The sequence below is a fragment of the Falsiroseomonas sp. RANM36 genome (genome assembly GCF_056682175.1).
The window spans coordinates 781481-797619 of the sequence record NZ_JBWXTD010000004.1 but is presented as its reverse complement, the minus strand read 5'-3'; the positions used below and the strand labels follow the sequence as shown (position 1 = coordinate 797619).

The window sequence follows — 16139 nt, the reverse complement described above, 5'->3', positions numbered from 1 at the left end:
GGTCGTTGTTGAGGTCTCGTTTCAGGTGAGGCCCTCCGCGGCGGCGGGCGGGCGCCCCGCCTTCGGCGTGACGCGGCGGCTCCGCCGCCTTGGCTTCGCGCCGGTCGCTGTACCTCTGGTCCGCGCGGATGGTCTGGGCGCGGGCCGCATTCGCGGCCTCGGCCCGCCTTCCGGCGGTCCGCCTGTCATGGCTTACCACAGTCGGCGCGGTGGCGGGCCATGTCGGCGGCCATGCGGAGCGCGGCGATCAGGCTGCCGGGATCGGCGAGCCCCTTGCCGGCGATGTCGAGCGCGGTGCCGTGGTCCGGGCTGGTCCGCACGATGGTGAGGCCGAGCGTCACGTTCACGCCGCCATCCATGTCGAGCGTCTTCACCGGGATCAGCGCCTGGTCGTGATACATGCAGAGCGCGCAGTCATAGGTCGCGCGCGCCCGCGGGGTGAACAGCGTGTCGGCCGGCAGCGGGCCGCGCACCGCAATCCCCCGCGCGCGCAGCGCGGCGACGGCGGGGGCGACGATCTCGATGTCCTCCCGGCCCATCGTGCCGTCCTCGCCGGCATGCGGGTTCAGGCCGGCGACCACCAGGCGCGGCGCCGCGATGCCGAAGTCGCGCCGCAGCGCCTCGGCCACCACAAGGCCCTGGGTGACGATGGTGGCGGTGGTCAGCTCGGCGGCGGCGCGCTTGAGCGACATGTGGATGGTCACCGGCACCACGCGCAGGCCGGGGCAGGCCAGCATCATCACCGGCGGCACGCCGGTGCCGGCCAATTCGCCGAGGAACTCGGTATGGCCCGGATGCGGGAAGCCGGCCGCGGTGAGCACCGATTTCTGAATCGGGTTGGTCACCACCCCACCGGCGCGCCCCTCCCTGGCGAAGGCGACCGCCTGCTCGATGGCGGCGATGACGGACGGCGCGTTGCGCGGGTCGAGCTTTCCTGGCGTGGCCGGCGCGGCGAGCGGCAACGGAAGCAGGGGCAGCGCCTCGGGGAAGGCGGCTGCGGCTTGCTCGGGCCGCTCGACCAGCGCGAGCGGCGCGCCCGGCAGCAGCGCCGGATCGCCGACGAAGAAAAAGACGGGGCCGGCGGCGCGGACGGCGCGCCAGGCGGCGAGCGTGATCTCGGGGCCGATGCCGGCGGGCTCGCCCATGGTCAGGGCGAGGGGAAGCGGGGTCATGCGGTCTGGCGTAGTCCCGGATCGGCGCCCTGGCTACAGGCGCCGCATGCGGCCGAGCAGCGCGTCCACCTCCTCCGCCGTCTGGTAGATCCCGAAGCCGAAGCGCAGGCGGGTCGCGCGCCGGTCCGTGACGATGCCGGCCGCGGCAAGCCGCGCCTGGAACGCGTCGGCGTCGGGCAGGTCGAAGGTCAGAAAATTCCCGCGCCGCGGCTCATCGAGCGGCACGACGAGCGCCGCCGAGTCGAGCCCCGTGCCGGTCAGGCCCGCGACGAAGCGGGCCTGCAGCGCATGGGCATGGTCGCGCACCATCGCCGTCGTCAGCCCCCGCGCCGCGAACCAGTCGAGGGCGGCCGAGAGGCGATACAGCCCCGACGGATCGAATGTCGCCCCCATGAAACGCCATCCATCCGCGGCATAGCCGACCTCGCCCTGCGGGCCTGCCAGCGCGCCGAAAGCGGCGTACCAGCCGGTCGCGCGCGGCCGCGGCAGCCAGCCGGGCGGGCAATGCAGGAAGCAGCAGCCCTCGCCGGCCATCGCGTATTTGTAGCCGCCCGCCGTGTAGAAGGCGCGGCCCGCAAGCCGCGACAGATCCACCGGCCGGGCCATGAAGGCGTGGTAGCCGTCCAGCACCAGCACTGCGTCGCCCGCCGCCTCGGCCAGCGCCTCCAGCCCGTCCAGCGCGAAGCCGGACGAGAAGAAGACCTCCGAGACCCAGATCAGGTCGAAGTTCTTGTGACGCGCGGCCTCCGCCAGGCGGTCGAGGCAGGTTTCGTGCGGCGCCGTCGGGATGCGCGTGACCTGCACCAGCCCTTCCTCCTCCAGCCTTGCAAGCTGGCGGGTCAGGCTGTGGAACTCCGCATCGGTGGTCAGCACGCGCGGCGGCCGCCCGATGGGCAGGCTCGACAGGATGCGGACCACGAATTCATGCGTGTTCGGCGCGAAGACCAGCGTGCGCGGATCGGGCAGGCCGAGCTGGGCCGCGACCTTGGCGCGGAGCCCGTCCTGCAGGGGCCCCAGGATCTCCTCCCACTTCCCGTCCTGCAGCCGCGCCGCGGTGTCCCAGGCGGCGAGCTGCGCCTCCCGCGTCGCGTCCGGCCAGGGGTGGTGGCTATGGGCGGCGAAATGCAGCCGGGCCGGGTCGGCGCCGAGGAAGCGGGAGAACTGCGCGCGGAGGTCGAGCATGGCCCGCATATGTGCGAAGCGCCGCCGCCCGCCTAGATAGAGACCGGCGCAGGAGGCTCCGATGGCCGAGGACGGGACGCAGGCGACGGCGGGGATCGAGACCGATTTCGCCCGCAAGATGAGCTATGGCGACTATCTCGGGCTGGACCTGATCCTGGCCGCCCAGAAGCCGCTCTCCGGCCAGCATGACGAGCTGCTCTTCATCACCATCCACCAGGTGCAGGAACTGTGGATGAAGCTGATGCTGCACGAGCTGGAACTCGCCATGGCCTGCATCCGGGCGGACAATCTCGGCCCCGCCTTCAAGGCGACGGCGCGGGTCAGCCGCATCCAGAAGCAGATGGTCGAGTCGTGGGAGGTGCTGACCACCATGACGCCGCACGACTACCTGGCCTTCCGCGCCTCGCTCGGCAGTTCCTCGGGCTTCCAGTCCTGGCAGTACCGGCTGCTGGAGATCCGCATGGGCGCGCGGGAGGCGCTGTATCTCAAGCCGCACCGCCACCGCCCCGACCTGCATGCGCAGCTCGAGGCCGCCTTCGCCGCGCCCTCCATCTATGACGAGGCGCTGCGGCTACTGGCGCGGCGCGGCCTGCCGGTGCCGGATGCCGTGCTGCATCGCGACCTGACGCAGCCCCATGCGCCCGATCCGGGCGTCGAGGCCGCCTGGGCCGAGGTCTATCGCGACGCGCAGACGCATTTCGACCTGTACGAACTCGCCGAGGAGCTGGTGGACCTCGAGGACGCCTTCCAGACCTGGCGCTTCCGCCATCTCTCGACAGTGGAGCGGATCATCGGCGGGCGCCCGGGCACCGGCGGCAGTTCCGGCGTCGCCTATCTGCGCACCGCGCTGCAGAAGCGCTTCTTTCCCGAGCTCTGGAGCGTGCGCGGGAAATTGTAGCCTCGGCTACCCGGCCAGCTCTTCCCCGCGCAGCAGCGCCAGCACCTGCGCCACGGTCAGCACGTCGCCGAAGAATTCCAGGAAGGTGTTCAGCGTCGCCTGGTGCGCGGCCCGGTCGCGCGCGGCATTCGCATCGGCGATCATCACCGTCTCGTAGCCATGCTGCATGGCGTCGCGCGCCGTGCTCTCGCAGCAGACATTGGTCAGCGTTCCGGCGATGAGCACCGTCGTGGTCCCGCGCGCCGCGAGCCAGGCGGGCAGGGGCGAGGCGCCGGGCGCGAAGGCGGAGTAGCGGCTTTTCGGGAAGACGAAGTCGGAGGGCGCGACCTCCAGCGCCGGATCGAGCGCGTGCAGCGCGTGGCCTTCGCGGAGCCCCTCCAGGATGCGCTGCGCCAGTCCGGGCTCCACCATGCGCCGATAGAAGCCGGGCCAGCCGCCATCCTCGCTGGCATCGAAAGTGCCGCGCGAGAAGGCGACAGCCCCGCCCGCCGCGCGCAGCGCCGCGGCCACCGCATTGATCGCCGGCACGATGGAGGGCGCGTCCCCGGTGCCGGAGGGCGCACCCTCCCGCGTGAAGGCCAGCTGCATGTCCACCACGACCAGCGCCGTCCGCGCCGGATCGAGCCGCGTCGTCACATGCACGCGCCCGCCGCGCCGCGCGCGCACGCGGTCGAGAAGCGCCGCCGGGAAGATCGCATCGGGCCGCATGCAGCACAGGCTCCGCACCGGCCCCGATCCTGGCGCGCCGCCCCGGCCGCGCCAAGGGCGCCCGGCGTCAGAGCGCGCGCAGCAGGTCGCTGATGGTCCGCACGGCGCGGGCCTGCGCCGGCACGGCGGAGGGGATCGAAGCGGGATCGGCCAGCGCCATCATCCGCATGTCCCGCGGCGAGCAGCCATAGGCGCGGCGGAACATGCGGCTGAAGCTGGAGCAGTCGAACAGCCCGACCGCCTCCGCGATGGCGGCGATGCTGCGCCGGTCGGTCGGGTCGGCGAGGGCGATCTGCGCCGCGCGGAGCCGTTCCGCCTGGATATAGGCCGCGACCCCGCCCTGCGGCTCGAACAGGCGGTAGAGCTGGGATCGGGACATGCCGGCGAGACGGCTGAGCCGCGCCGGCCCGAACGTCGCGGACCCCAATTGCTCGCGCACGATCCGCCGCACGCGGTGCAGCTGGGTCTGGCGCAGCGGCGCGGCCGCCTCGCGCAGGCGGTCGGGGGCGGGCGCGAGCAGCGCCGCCAGCACCGACCGCGTGGTCTCGGCGATGCGTGGCGCCTCGGCGGCGGTCACCTGCGGCAGCCGGTGCGCCAGGATCTCGAGATAGTCGCGCAGCAGGTCGCCCATCGGGCCGGCGACGGGGCGCATCCGCGCCGCATCCAGCGTCGCCGCCAGCCCCGGACATGTCTCCCGCGGGACATAGAGGTGCAGCCAGGCGGAGTCCGAACGCACGGTCTCGAAGCTGGCGGCGAGCGAACCGACATGGACCGCGCCGGGCCGCATCTCCTGCACCGTGTCGCCGCTGCGGAACACCCGTCGGCCGCGCCGGGCGAGCGTCAGGGTCCAGTGGTCGATGCCGTCGCGGCGGGCGCGGTCGGCGCAGCGCCGGTAGCGCCCGGCGGCGATCTCAACCTCCATCACGGCGAAGCCGCCGAAGCGCGAGGTCCGCGCCTCGGCGGCGAAGCCGGCGGCGAGGGGGCGCGCGGGCGGCAGGTGTTCGAGCATCCCGCCGTCCAGGTCGCGCCAGAAGCCGAACTGCTCGGCCGGCGGCAGGCCCAGGGTGCTCGTCACCAGCGCATCGCAGGGCCGGGCCGCCGGCCCGGATGCCGCCAGGACGCCGGGCACCCCGCCCGTTTCGCTATCACTCCGCAATGGATCCATGTCGGATTATCGCCTCTTGGGGAGCCAGGCCGCGTTGACACTCCGGTGATGATGACAAGGTGGTGGGCGGGGAATGCTGCGCAGCAGCGCGCGGAACGCCCCGTCAACTGGTGGGACGGCGGACCGCATCTTCTCGGGCGCGCCGGCGCTACAGCACGCGGGAGCGGCCGGTGCTCCATCGAGGGCGGCCCGTTGCCGGCGCCGCCCCAGCCGGCACCACGGGGAAAGCCGGCGGGCCCAGCCCCCTGGACGCCGCGACGGGGATCTTGTGCGATGCGACATTCTTCTGCGGAGGGCCGGATGCCTCACCTCGACGCCGCGGGCTGCCCGCCGCCCGCCCGCCCGACGGCGCGGCAGGGCTAGCCCGGGCCATGGCGCAGCCTCGCACCCGCCCCGCCACCCCGGCACGGCGCCGGCCGGTCCTGGTGGATTACGCGCTGCAGGGCGGCGGCGCGCATGGCGCCTTCACCTGGGGCGTGCTCGACCGCCTGCTGGAGGAGGAGTGGCTGGAGGTCGAGGGCATCTCCGGCACCTCCGCCGGCGCGATGAACGCGGCGGTGCTGGCCAGCGGCTATGCGAAGGGCGGCGCGCCGGCGGCGCGGGAGGCGCTTTCCGCCTTCTGGCGCCGCGTCTCCCGCGCGGCGACCTTCAGCCCCTTCCAGCGCGGCCCGATCGACGTGATGCTCGGCCGCTGGACGCTCGACAACTCGCCCGCCTTCCTCGCGATGGACCTGCTGGCGCGCGTGGTCTCGCCCTATGACGTGCCGGCGATCGGCGGCAACCCGCTGGCGGAGGTGCTGGAGGAGAGCGTGGATTTCGGCGCGCTCGCGACCGGGCCGGTCAAGGTCTTCGTCACGGCGACGAATGTGCGCACCGGCCGCGCGCGGATCTTCCGCAACGCCGACATCACCGCGACGGCGCTGCTCGCCTCCGCCTGCCTGCCGCAGCTGTTCCAGGCGGTGGAGATCGACGGCGAGCCCTATTGGGACGGCGGCTTCGCCGGCAACCCGACGCTGTTCCCGCTGGTGAACGAGCTGACCTCGGACGACACGATCCTGGTGCCGATCAACCCCATCGAGCGGCCGGGCACGCCGCGCAGCGCGCGCGACATCCTCGACCGGGTGAACGAGATCTCCTTCAACGCGGTCGCGCTGAAGGAGCTGAAGATGCTGGCGCTGCTGCGCAAGGTGGCCGATCCCGGCAACAGCGAGGGCGCGGCCTGGGCGCGGATGCGCATGCATGTGGTGCGCAACGGCATCATGGTGCAGCTCGGCTATTCCTCGAAGCTGAACGCCGAATGGGCCTTCCTCGAGATGCTGCGCGACGAGGGCCGCAAGGCCGCGCAGGAATTCCTGGACGCGCATGGCGAGGACATCGGCAGGCGGTCCTCGCTCGACCTCGACGCGCTGCTCGACGGGGTGTGAGGGCGGGCTCTCAGCCCGCGCGGACCAGCTCCGCCCGCGGCGTGGTGAGTCGCGGCGCCGGCGCCGCCGCGAGCGTGCGGAACGCCTCGTATTGCGAGAGGAAGACCTGCCCCTTGAAGTGGGCGAAGAAGTCGGACCGGCGCAGCGCATCCATCACCGGCCCCTTCACCTCCGACAGGTGGAAGCCGACGCCGGCCGAGGCCAGCCGGTCCGCGATCGCCTCCAGGCTCTCCAGCGCGCTGGCGTCGATCATGTTCACCGCCGAGCACATCAGCACGACGTTGCGCAGCTCCGGCCGCGCGGCCACTTCCGATAGGATGCGATCCTCGAGAAAGCGCGCATTGGCGAAGTAGAGGCTCTCATCCACGCGGATGGTGAGCAGGTCGGGCGCGGTGATCACCGCGTGCCGCTCGACGTTGCGGAAATGCTCGCTGCCCGGCACCTGGCCGACCACCGCGATATGCGGGGTGCTGCTGCGCCAGAGGAAGAGCAGCAGCGAAAGCGCGACGCCGGCGACGATGCCGGCCTCGACGCCGACCAGCAGCACCAGCAGGATCGTGGCCGCCATCGCCGCGAAATCCGACTTCGAATAGGCGAAGGTGCGGCGGATCGCGCCGAGGTCCACCAGCGAGAGCACCGCGACGATGATGGTTGCGGCCAGCACCGCCTGGGGCAGCAGGCGGAACAGCGGCGTCAGGAACAGGGCGGCGGCCAGGATGCCGATGGCGGTCATCGCGCCGGCCAGCGGCGTCTCCGCGCCGGCATCGAAATTCACCACCGATCGCGCGAAGCCGCCGGTCACCGGATAGCCGCCCGAGATGGCCGCGGCGATGTTGGCCGTGCCGAGGCCGACCAGTTCCTGGTTGGCCACGATGCGCTGCCGCCGCTTCGCCGCCAGCGTCTGCGCGACGGAGACGGATTCGACGAAGCCCACCAGGCTGATCAGCACCGCCGCGGGCAGCAATTCGAGCCACAAGGCGGGGTCGAGCGAAGGGATGGCGAAGGGCGGCATGCCGGCCGGGATCTCGCCCACCAGCCGCACGCCCGCCGCGCCCAGATCGAAGGCGGAGACGGCCGCGATGGAGACGACGATGGCCAGCAGCGGCCCGGCCTTCGCCAGCAGGTCCGCGAGCCTGGGCCCGAGGCCGAGCCGGCGCAGCAGCGGCTTGAGCGACCGCCGCGCCCAGAACAGGAAGCCGGTGGCGGCGAGCCCGATGGCGAGGGTGGCGAGGTTCACCTGGCCGAGCCCGCGCGCCAGCCCCGCGACGATATGCGGCAGCGTGTCGCCCTCGGCGCGGATGCCGAGGATGTGCTTCGCCTGGCTGAAGGCGATCAGGATGCCCGAGGCGGTGATGAAGCCCGAGATCACCGGATGGCTCAGGAAATTCGCCAGGAAGCCCAGCCGCAGCACCGCCATCGCCAGCAGCACGAGCCCCGAGAGCACCGCGAGCGCCGCCGCGGCGGCGACGTATTCCGGCGAGCCTTGTGCCGCGAGCGGCGCGACCGCGGCCGCCGTCATCAGCGAGACCACGGCGACCGGCCCGACTGCCAGCGTCCGGCTGGTGCCGAACAGCGCATAGGCGACTAGCGGCAGGATCGAGGCGTAGAGCCCGACCTGCGGCGGCAGGCCCGCCAGCATGGCGTAGGCGAGGCTCTGCGGCACCAGCATGATCGTCACGATCACCGCCGCGAAGAGGTCGCTGCCGGCCTCCGCGCGGGTGTAGCGCGGGGCCCAGTCGAGGATCGGCAGCAGGGCGGCGAGGCGGCGCATGGTCGTCACGCCGCCGTCTGCGGGCGGGCCATCCATTCCTTCCCGCGCAGCATCGCCTTCCAGTACATCGGCGGCAGGATCCGCTCCTTCAGCAGCCAGGCGAGGCGGCTGGGCTCGGTGTCGTCGATCAGCCAGGAGGGGAAGCTCGGCAGGCGCTTGCCGCCATAGCCGAACTCCGCGAGCACGATCTTGCCGCGCTCCACCGTCAGCGGGCAGGAACCGTAGCCGTCATAGATCGCATCCCCGCCCGTGATCAGGCCGAGATCCTTGAGCAGGTTGTGCGCGACGACGGGCGCCTGCTTGCGCGCCGCGGCGGCGGTCTTGGCGTTCGGCGCGCTGCAGGCATCGCCCAGGCCGTAGATGCCGGGCAGCGAGGCGTGGCGCAGGGTCGCCTGGTCCACGGCGACCCAGCCGGCCGCATCGGCGAGCGGCGAGACGCGGACGAAATCGGGCGCCGTCTGCGGCGGCACGACATGCAGCATGTCGAAGCCGGTCTCGACCGTCTCGGTCGCGCCCTCGGCGCCGGTCCGGACGAACCAGGCGCGGCGCGCCGGCCCGTCCACGCGGACCAGGCGGTGCTGGAAATGCAGCTGCGCGTGGTAGCGCTCGACATAGCGCATCAGCGCCGGCACGTATTCCTTCACGCCGAACAGCACCGGGCCGGCATTGTAGAAGTCGATCTGGATGTCGTTCAGCCGGCGCGCGCGCAGCCAGTGATCGGCCGAGAGATAGAGCGACTTCTGCGGCGCCCCGGCGCATTTGATCGGCATCGGCGGCTGGGTGAACACCGCATGGCCCGCCTTCAGCCCCTGCACGCAGTCCCAGGTGTAGGGCGCCAGGTCGTAGCGGTAGTTGGAGGTGACGCCGTTGCGGCCGAGCGTCTCGGGCAGGCCTTCGATCGCCGCCCAGTCCAGCTTGATGCCGGGCGCGACCACCAGCGCGCGGTACTTCACCACGCGGCAGCCATCCAGGATGACCGCGTTCTTCTCAGGCTCGAAGGCGGCGACGGCGGCCTTGATCCAGCGCACGCCGTCCGGGATCAGCGAGGCCATGGTACGGGCCGTCGTGGCGGGATCGAAGATGCCGGCGCCCACCATCGTCCAGCCCGGCTGGTAGTAGTGGATGTCGGCCGGGTCGATCAGCGCGATGTCGAGATCGGGCGCGCGCGCCTTCAGGCTGGAGGCGACGGCGATGCCCGCCGCGCCGCCGCCGACGATCACCACCTGGTGCTCGGCATCGGCGACATCGGTCGGCGTGCGGCCGCGATTGGCGATGCGGCGCGCGACGCCGCTCATGTCATAGCCGGCGGCCTTGGTGGCGGCCAGGATCTCCGCCACGGGGCGGCCGCGCGCCGCCTCGGAGAGCGACCACAGCGTCGCGGAGCGCGTGCCGCTGCGGCAATAGGCGAGCACCGGCTTGGGCAGCGCATCGAGCGTCTCGGCGAAGGCCGCGGCATCCGCGTCGCTCACCTTGCCGGAGACCACCGGCAGGTAGGCGGCGCGCAGGCCGGCGCCCTCCGCCGCCGCCTCGATCTCGGCGAAGGCGGGCTGGTCCGCGCCCTCGCCGTCCGGGCGGTTGCAGATCACCGCGCGGAAGCCCGCGGCGGCGAGGCCGGCGGTGTCCGAGGGGGCGATCTGCCCCGAGACGGACAGCGTGGCGGTGAGCGTCCTGGCGTTCATGCGCATCCTCCCCGGCGGGCTGCCGGCGTGCTCGGGTTGCTGACTCCGGCGCCCGTCAGAGGGCGTTGACGGGCACCTTCAGGAAGTGCCGGCCGGAGGGATCGGCGGGCGGCAGCGCGCCGGCCCGCATGTTCACCTGCAGCGAGGGCAGGATCAGCCGCGGCATGCCGAGGGTGCGGTCGCGCGCCTCGCGCATCGCGACGAACGCGTCCTCGGTCATGCCGTCGCGCACATGGATGTTCTGCGCGCGCTCCTCGGCGACCGTGCTCTCCCAGCGGATCTCGCGGCCGTTCGGGCCGTAGTCGTGGCACATGAACAGCCGCGTCGCCGGCGGCAGCTCCAGGATGCGCCGCATCGAGCGGAACAGCGTGCGCGCATCGCCGCCGGGAAAGTCGGCGCGGGCGGAGCCGCCATCGGGCATGAACAGCGTATCGCCCACGAAGGCCGCGTCGCCGATCACATGCGTCATGCAGGCCGGCGTGTGGCCGGGCGTGTGCAGCACCACGGCCTTCATGCCGCCGATCATGTAGCTGTCGCCGTCCTTGAACAGGCGGTCGAACTGGCTGCCATCGCGGCGGAACTCGGTGCCTTCGTTGAAGACCTTGCCGAACACCTCCTGCACGACGGTGATCTTCTCGCCGATGCCGATGCGGCCGCCGAGCCTGCCCTGGATATAGGGCGCGGCGGAGAGATGGTCGGCATGCACATGCGTCTCGATCAGCCACTGCAGGTCGAGGCCGCGCTCGCGGATATGCGCGATGATCGCGTCGGCGCTCTGATGCGTGATGCGGCCGGCGGCGTAGTCGATGTCCATCACGGAATCGACCACGGCGCAGGCGTTGGAGCCCGGGTCCTTCACGACGTAGCTGATGGTGTTGGTCGGCGCGTCGAAGAAGGCGGTGACCTCGGGCTTCACCGAGAGGTCGATGCCGGCGGGAAGCATGCTCATCGGGCGTCTCCTTTGTGATGCGGGGTCAGGCGTGGCGGGGGCCGGCCGCGGGCGCGGCCGGTCGGTTGGCGAGCCAGCGGGCGCCGGCCATGCCGGCGAACATCGCGGCGACGAAGAGCCAGGCCGGCTGGCCGCCGGTGCCGAGCGCGGTGAGCGCCGGGCCGGGGCAGAAGCCCGCGAGGCCCCAGCCGATGCCGAAGATCGCCGGGCCGAGCAGGACGCGGTTGTCGATCTCCGTCGCCGTCGGCACCTGGAAGCGCTGGCCGAACAGCGGCCGCCCCTTGCGGAGCACGATGCGGTAGCCGACGAAGGTCACGGCGATGGCGCCGGCCATGACGAAGGCAAGGCTGGCATCCCAGGTGCCGGCGGGGATCGCGCCGATGTCGAGGAAGTTCAGCACCTTCGCCGGATTCGACATGCCGGCGACGAGGAGACCGAGGCCGAAGAGCAGGCCGATCAGGAATTGCAGCAGGATGGCCATGACGGACCTCACAGGACGTGGCGGGTGAGGAAGACGGTGGCGATCGCGGTCGCCATGAAGACCAGCGTCGCCACGATCGAGCGCAGCGAGAGCCGCGAGATGCCGCAGACGCCGTGGCCCGAGGTGCAGCCATTGCCCCAGACGGCGCCGAAGCCCACCAGCAGCCCCGCCACGGCCAGGACCGGCATGCCGGCCTCGATCACGGGCACCGGCACGCGCCCGGTCGCGAGCCCGACGAGCAGCGGGGCGAGCACGATGCCGAGCACGAAGGCGAAGCGCCCGGCGAGACCGCCCTCGGAGTAGGGCGGCAGCAGGCGCACGGCGAAGCCGCTGACCCCGGCGATGCGCCCCAGGGCGGCCATCATCGCGACCGCCGCGGCGCCGATCATCGCGCCGCCGAGCAGCGAGGCGAGGGGGGTGAAATCGGTCGGCGCCATGGTCACACTCCCTCGGTGCGGCCGGGGAGGTCGCGCGACCTGCGGAGCTTGGCGGGGCGGCGGGCCATTCGGGTCTCCATCCTCGATGTCGGCGTGGACATATATCTGCGTATATGCGAAGATGTCAATATGAAAACCATGATCGCTGATGCTGAATTTCCTGAGGCATCATTCTCCGAGATGGAAGCGAAGGCGGAGGAGGCGGCACGGCTGCTCGCCACCCTCGCGCATCCGAAACGCCTGATCGCGCTGTGCCACCTGCTGCAGGGCGAGGTTTCCGTCGGGCGGCTGGCCGAGATGGTGGCGCTGTCGCCGACGGCGCTGTCGCAGCATCTGGGACGGATGCGGGATCTGCGCCTGGTGGAGACGCGCCGCGACGGCCAGACGGTGTTCTACCGCCTAGCGAGCCCCGAGGTCGCGGCTGTCCTGGAGACGCTCTACCGCCTCTATTGCGCGCCGGCCGAGGCCGGGCGGGACGCTGCCTGAGGGTTCTGCGCCGGCGGTTCAACGAGCAATCGCTGCAGGAGCGCCTCCCTGTTCCAGGCGATGTCGGCGATGGTCAGGTCGTCGAGCACCGCGAGGAAAGCGCGCAGCGCCCGGTGCAGCGCGCGGGAGAGGTGGCACGCCCCGAGCAGCGGGCAGGTGTTGGTCGCCGGATCGAAGCATTCCACGAGTTCGAGCGGCGCTTCCGTCCAGCGGATGATCTCGCCGACCGTGATCGCCTCGGCCGGGCGGGCCAGGCGCATGCCGCCGCGGCGGCCCCGGGTGGTCTCCAGATAGCCGCGCCGGGCGAGTTCCGCCGTCACCTTCACCAGATGCGCCTTCGAGATCCGGTGGGCGCGGGCGACGTCGTCCACGGTGACGATCTCGGGCGCCCGCACCGCCGCGAATTGCAGGGTGCGGAGCGCGAAGTTCGAGAACTGTGTCAGCCGCACGGCCCACGCTCCCTGCTTAAAACGGCATCAGATATGCCTGTTTTCGCAGTGCCGCGCCAGGAGTCGCGCGCGCGGTCCTGCGGCATCCGCCGCGAAAGCTTCCTCAGGTGAGCGGCGATCCCGCCATGGGCAGGCAGACCCAGCTCAGCATGTCGTCGCCGAACAGGTTCTCCTGCCCGCCCTTCGGCGGCCAGTTGCCGCCCTTCACCGCATCGCCGCGGATCGCCGCGCGGTCGTTGGTGCTGGCATAGGGCCAGATATGGGTGAAGCGCGTCGGGCCATCCACCGTGTGCATCGCCACCAGCAGCTTCGACAGCGCGAGGCGGCCGGGCAGCTGGTTGCGCCAGGCTTCGATCAGCGGCGTCAGCCCATGCGGCCGCACCGCATAGCTCCGCAGCTCGTAGACCGGCCCGAAGGCGCCCGGCTCCACCGGCGGCAGCCAGGACAGGGGCATGTAGGTGTCGAGCGACATGGCGGTGAGCCAGCCGCCGCCGTTGAAAGGGCCCGCGCTCATCATGGCGCGGCGGCGCTCGGCCTGCACCTCCTCGGCCGAGGCGAAGCCGCGCAACACGACCACGCGGTTCAGCGTGCCGAGATCCGTGCTCCACATGCCGAGCAGACGGCCCTTCGCGCCCGCATCCCCGCACCACTCGGGGATCGCCTTCGCGGCGTTGCCAGCGCCGCCGATGACGGTGGTCAGCGTGGCGAGTTCGTAGAGCATGCGGTTCCTCCTGTCGCGCGTCCGGCGCTCACGCCGCCATGCTGGCCCGGTTCGCGCGGGAAGGGAATGCGGGGCGGCGCCGGGCACGCGTGGCCTGGCGCCGCCGATCTGGACGACGACTCAGGAGGCGTCCTGTGTCGTCCGCAGGAAGGGGAAGCGGCCGGGCGGCCGCTCCTTCGTCATGGCGTGCGCCTACCGGCTGCCCATGCTCTCCGACGACTTCATCACGTCGTCCACGCTGAAGGAGGATGGACGCTGTCGCGGCGGGAAGTCGCGGAAGGTCGCCACCATGCGGCCGACCAGCTGCTGCATCGGCACGATGGCGATCTGCCCGACATCCTCCATCCAGGTGTAGTAGTTGTTGGAATCGACCGAGGCTCGCTCGAACGGGTCCATGCGCAGGTCGTACAGCATCGGGGCGCGCAGCCGCACGAAGGGATCCAGCCAGACCTGTAGCTGGCGTGCACGCTGCTCCATGAACACGAACTTCCAGCGATCGTAGCGGGCGGCGACGAGATCGCCGTCGTCGCTCCAATAGTAGAAATCGCGCCGCGGCCAATCTCCGGCCCCGCCCGTCAGCTTCGGCAGCAGGTTGTAGCCGTCGAGATGGACCTTGTAGGTCTGCCCCCCCGCCTGGTGGCCGGCCAGCAGCTTCTCCTTGATGTCCGACACGCCGGCGGCAGCCATCAGCGTCGGCATCATGTCGGTGTGGGAGGAGATGTCGTTCAGCGTGACGCCGGCCTGGATGCGGCCGGGCCAGCGGATCGCGAAGGGCACGCGGTAGGCGCCTTCCCAGTTGGTGTTCTTCTCGCTGCGGAAGGGCGTGATCCCGCCATCGGGCCACATGTTGTAGTGCGGGCCGTTATCGGTGGTGTAGACGACAATGGTGTCGTTGGCGATGCCGAGCTCGTCGAGCTTGCGCAGCAGCAGGCCGACGTCGTTGTCGTGCTGCAGCATGCCGTCGGCGTAGAAGTTCAGCCCCGACCGCCCGGCCCAGGGCTCACCCACATGGGTGCGGTAATGCATGCGCGACGAGTTGAACCAGCAGAAGAAGGGCCGGTTCGCGCGGGCCTGGCGGTCCATGAAGTCCACCGCGGCATCGCGGAACTCGCTGTCCACGTTCTTCTGCCGCTCGGCGGTCAGCGGGCCCGTGTCCTCGATGGTCTGCCGCCCGACGCGGCCGAAGCGCGGATCGACCGTCGGGTCGTCACGGTCCGTCGCCCGCGTGCGCAGAACGCCGCGCGGGCCGTACTGCTCGCGGAAGCGCGGATCGCGCGGGTAGTAGGGGCTTTCGGGCGTGTCCTCGGCGTTCAGGTGGTAGAGGTTGCCGAAGAACTCGTCGAAGCCGTGCATGGTCGGCAGGAACTCGTTGCGGTCGCCGAGGTGGTTCTTGCCGAACTGGCCGGTGGCATAGCCGAGCGGCTTCAGCAGCTCGGCAAGCGTCGGGTCCTCGGGCTGGATGCCGAGGCTGGCGCCGGGCAGGCCGACCTTGGTCATGCCGGTGCGCACCGGCATCTGTCCGGTGATGAAGGCGGCGCGGCCGGCGGTGCAGGATTGCTCGGCATAGTGGTCGGTCATCCGCGTGCCTTCGGCGAAGACGCGGTCGATGCCCGGCGTGCGGAAGCCCATCATGCCGCCGCTGTTGTAGCTGATGTTCCAGTAGCCGATGTCGTCGCCCATGATCACCAGGATGTTCGGCCGCCGGCCGGAGGCCGCGGCAGGCGCCGGCGGCGCGGTCTGCGCCTGGGCCAGCGCCGGCCCAGGCAGGAGGCGTCCTGCGGCCATCCCGGCGGCCCCACCCAGCAGCATGTCGCGACGCGATGTCCTGTCGGTCATGTCTTTCCTTCCGGTTCATCAGCGAAGCTCGATGGTCACGCGCCCGATGCGCCCCCCGAACCGGAAGGGCATGCGGTCGGCGTAGTCTTCGGCAAGCGGCGTCCCGTCGTCGAGGCCGATGTCGAGGCCCTCGTCGATCTGCATCCGCGCCGGCATGGTGCGCCCGATCCGCCCCTGTCCGATGCGTCGGTCCTCGGCGAACAGCGTCAGCGTGCCGCCTGCGCCCGGCTGCCCGCCCTCGCGCGCGAACTCGGCGCGGATGCGGTGGCGCCCGGCCGGCAGCGGCGCGTCGGAAGTGATGGCGAAGCGCTCCATGCCGAGGAAGTTGTAGAGGAAGGTGACGCGGCCGTCACGCAGGAACAGCCCGTAGCCGGCCATGCGGCCGCCATGGGTGATCACCATTCCGTCAGCCCGCTCCCCGATCTCGACCTCCGCGATGATCGCGAAGGAGCGGTTGAGGATCGAGGGCGCCGCGCCGGTCTGCAACTGCACCAGGCCCGGATGGAAGGTGAAGCTGGTGCGCCCGCCGGCGAGGCTCGGGCGCTGCGCGGGATCGAAGCGTTCGATGGTGCGGTTGTCGAGCGGCAGCATGCCGTTGCGCGCCGCCTCGGCCCACCACAGGTCCTGCAGCGCACGCAGCCGCGGCGGCGGCGCCGCCTCCTCCTCCCCCCGGGCACGGCGGATCGGGGCGGGCATCTCGGCCGGGGAATACATCGCGTGATAGGGCGCGGGCGCGATGAAGGGCGGGTGCGGGCGGTAGTAGCCGAGATGCAGGAACCAG

At 71.6% G+C, this 16139-nt stretch carries 15 protein-coding genes and 1 pseudogene; 3 read left to right on the top strand and 13 right to left on the bottom strand.

Translation table 11 applies throughout. The features are described 5' to 3' along the window. Window positions 1-185: 185 nt before the first annotated feature. Both pdxA and AC1MIR_RS17615 read right to left on the bottom strand, forming a co-directional pair. The gene (gene pdxA / locus AC1MIR_RS17620) at window positions 186-1172 is read right to left on the bottom strand and encodes a 4-hydroxythreonine-4-phosphate dehydrogenase PdxA (protein ID WP_480029484.1); all 987 of its coding nucleotides are present in this window, start codon (window positions 1170-1172) and stop codon (window positions 186-188) included. A 33-nt stretch (window positions 1173-1205) separates the two neighbouring features. Beyond that, complete coding sequence (locus AC1MIR_RS17615) at window positions 1206-2354, bottom strand: aminotransferase class V-fold PLP-dependent enzyme (RefSeq protein WP_480029483.1); 1149 nt, start codon at window positions 2352-2354, stop codon at window positions 1206-1208. 61 nt (window positions 2355-2415) lie between these two features. Between AC1MIR_RS17615 and kynA the strand changes: the two genes are divergently transcribed. Then, complete coding sequence (gene kynA, locus AC1MIR_RS17610; protein WP_480029482.1) at window positions 2416-3252, top strand: tryptophan 2,3-dioxygenase; 837 nt, start codon at window positions 2416-2418, stop codon at window positions 3250-3252. 6 nt (window positions 3253-3258) lie between these two features. Here the strand turns inward: kynA and AC1MIR_RS17605 are convergent, their stop codons facing one another. Both AC1MIR_RS17605 and AC1MIR_RS17600 read right to left on the bottom strand, forming a co-directional pair. Further along, window positions 3259-3960: an isochorismatase family protein gene (locus AC1MIR_RS17605; RefSeq protein WP_480029481.1), complete on the bottom strand. Its 702-nt coding sequence runs from the start codon at window positions 3958-3960 to the stop codon at window positions 3259-3261. Between the two features lie 67 nt (window positions 3961-4027). Further along, a complete protein-coding gene (locus AC1MIR_RS17600; RefSeq protein WP_480029480.1) occupies window positions 4028-5035 on the bottom strand; it encodes a helix-turn-helix domain-containing protein in 1008 nt (335 codons plus the stop codon). A 461-nt stretch (window positions 5036-5496) separates the two neighbouring features. Here AC1MIR_RS17600 and AC1MIR_RS17595 point away from each other — a divergent pair, with 461 nt between their 5' ends. Then, window positions 5497-6549: a patatin-like phospholipase family protein gene (locus tag AC1MIR_RS17595; RefSeq protein WP_480029479.1), complete on the top strand. Its 1053-nt coding sequence runs from the start codon at window positions 5497-5499 to the stop codon at window positions 6547-6549. Between the two features lie 10 nt (window positions 6550-6559). Here the strand turns inward: AC1MIR_RS17595 and AC1MIR_RS17590 are convergent, their stop codons facing one another. The 5 genes from AC1MIR_RS17590 to AC1MIR_RS17570 are packed head-to-tail and all read right to left on the bottom strand — an operon-like array spanning window position 6560 to window position 11866. Next, on the bottom strand, window positions 6560-8320 hold the full coding sequence (locus AC1MIR_RS17590) for a SulP family inorganic anion transporter (protein ID WP_480029561.1): 1761 nt from the start codon (window positions 8318-8320) through the stop codon (window positions 6560-6562). A gap of 5 nt (window positions 8321-8325) precedes the next feature. Continuing rightward, window positions 8326-9999, bottom strand: a complete 1674-nt coding sequence (locus AC1MIR_RS17585) for a bifunctional protein tyrosine phosphatase family protein/NAD(P)/FAD-dependent oxidoreductase (protein WP_480029478.1) — start codon at window positions 9997-9999, stop codon at window positions 8326-8328. Window positions 10000-10054: 55 nt separating this feature from the next. Beyond that, window positions 10055-10948: an MBL fold metallo-hydrolase gene (locus tag AC1MIR_RS17580; protein WP_480029477.1), complete on the bottom strand. Its 894-nt coding sequence runs from the start codon at window positions 10946-10948 to the stop codon at window positions 10055-10057. Window positions 10949-10973: 25 nt separating this feature from the next. Then, window positions 10974-11429: a DUF6691 family protein gene (locus AC1MIR_RS17575; protein WP_480029476.1), complete on the bottom strand. Its 456-nt coding sequence runs from the start codon at window positions 11427-11429 to the stop codon at window positions 10974-10976. A gap of 8 nt (window positions 11430-11437) precedes the next feature. Next, window positions 11438-11866 (bottom strand): YeeE/YedE family protein, encoded by a 429-nt coding sequence (locus AC1MIR_RS17570; RefSeq protein WP_480029475.1) that lies wholly within the window; start codon window positions 11864-11866, stop codon window positions 11438-11440. A 180-nt stretch (window positions 11867-12046) separates the two neighbouring features. Here AC1MIR_RS17570 and AC1MIR_RS17565 point away from each other — a divergent pair, with 180 nt between their 5' ends. Continuing rightward, window positions 12047-12352, top strand: a complete 306-nt coding sequence (locus AC1MIR_RS17565; protein WP_480029474.1) for a metalloregulator ArsR/SmtB family transcription factor — start codon at window positions 12047-12049, stop codon at window positions 12350-12352. On the opposite strand, the gene AC1MIR_RS17560 is transcribed toward AC1MIR_RS17565, so the two are convergent. The 4 genes and pseudogenes from AC1MIR_RS17560 to AC1MIR_RS17545 all read right to left on the bottom strand — a co-directional run. Then, window positions 12313-12801 carry an RrF2 family transcriptional regulator gene (locus tag AC1MIR_RS17560; protein WP_480029473.1) on the bottom strand — a complete coding sequence of 163 codons (489 nt, stop codon included), beginning with the start codon at window positions 12799-12801 and terminating at the stop codon, window positions 12313-12315. The two genes, AC1MIR_RS17565 and AC1MIR_RS17560, sit on opposite strands and share 40 nt — an antisense overlap. 103 nt (window positions 12802-12904) lie before the next feature. Continuing rightward, window positions 12905-13522, bottom strand: coding sequence for an NIPSNAP family protein (locus AC1MIR_RS17555; RefSeq protein WP_480029472.1), 618 nt, complete (start codon window positions 13520-13522; stop codon window positions 12905-12907). A 192-nt stretch (window positions 13523-13714) separates the two neighbouring features. Continuing rightward, window positions 13715-15358 carry an arylsulfatase gene (locus AC1MIR_RS17550; RefSeq protein ID WP_480029471.1) on the bottom strand — a complete coding sequence of 548 codons (1644 nt, stop codon included), beginning with the start codon at window positions 15356-15358 and terminating at the stop codon, window positions 13715-13717. A gap of 18 nt (window positions 15359-15376) precedes the next feature. Further along, window positions 15377-16139 (bottom strand): annotated as a pseudogene (locus AC1MIR_RS17545) (hypothetical protein); the annotation flags it as partial.

Bases quoted from the DNA above. Each gene is read 5' to 3' on its own strand.
- AC1MIR_RS17595 (WP_480029479.1), top strand. From the start codon at position 5,497: ATGGCGCAGCCTCGCACCCGCCCCGCCACCCCGGCACGGCGCCGGCCG.
- AC1MIR_RS17565 (WP_480029474.1), top strand. From the start codon at position 12,047: ATGGAAGCGAAGGCGGAGGAGGCGGCACGGCTGCTCGCCACCCTCGCG.
- AC1MIR_RS17550 (WP_480029471.1), bottom strand. From the start codon at position 15,358: ATGACCGACAGGACATCGCGTCGCGACATGCTGCTGGGTGGGGCCGCC.
- AC1MIR_RS17555 (WP_480029472.1), bottom strand. From the start codon at position 13,522: ATGCTCTACGAACTCGCCACGCTGACCACCGTCATCGGCGGCGCTGGC.
- AC1MIR_RS17590 (WP_480029561.1), bottom strand. From the start codon at position 8,320: ATGCGCCGCCTCGCCGCCCTGCTGCCGATCCTCGACTGGGCCCCGCGC.
- AC1MIR_RS17615 (WP_480029483.1), bottom strand. From the start codon at position 2,354: ATGCTCGACCTCCGCGCGCAGTTCTCCCGCTTCCTCGGCGCCGACCCG.
- AC1MIR_RS17575 (WP_480029476.1), bottom strand. From the start codon at position 11,429: ATGGCCATCCTGCTGCAATTCCTGATCGGCCTGCTCTTCGGCCTCGGT.
- pdxA (WP_480029484.1), bottom strand. From the start codon at position 1,172: ATGACCCCGCTTCCCCTCGCCCTGACCATGGGCGAGCCCGCCGGCATC.
- AC1MIR_RS17585 (WP_480029478.1), bottom strand. From the start codon at position 9,999: ATGAACGCCAGGACGCTCACCGCCACGCTGTCCGTCTCGGGGCAGATC.
- AC1MIR_RS17605 (WP_480029481.1), bottom strand. From the start codon at position 3,960: ATGCGGCCCGATGCGATCTTCCCGGCGGCGCTTCTCGACCGCGTGCGC.
- AC1MIR_RS17570 (WP_480029475.1), bottom strand. From the start codon at position 11,866: ATGGCGCCGACCGATTTCACCCCCCTCGCCTCGCTGCTCGGCGGCGCG.
- AC1MIR_RS17580 (WP_480029477.1), bottom strand. From the start codon at position 10,948: ATGAGCATGCTTCCCGCCGGCATCGACCTCTCGGTGAAGCCCGAGGTC.
- kynA (WP_480029482.1), top strand. From the start codon at position 2,416: ATGGCCGAGGACGGGACGCAGGCGACGGCGGGGATCGAGACCGATTTC.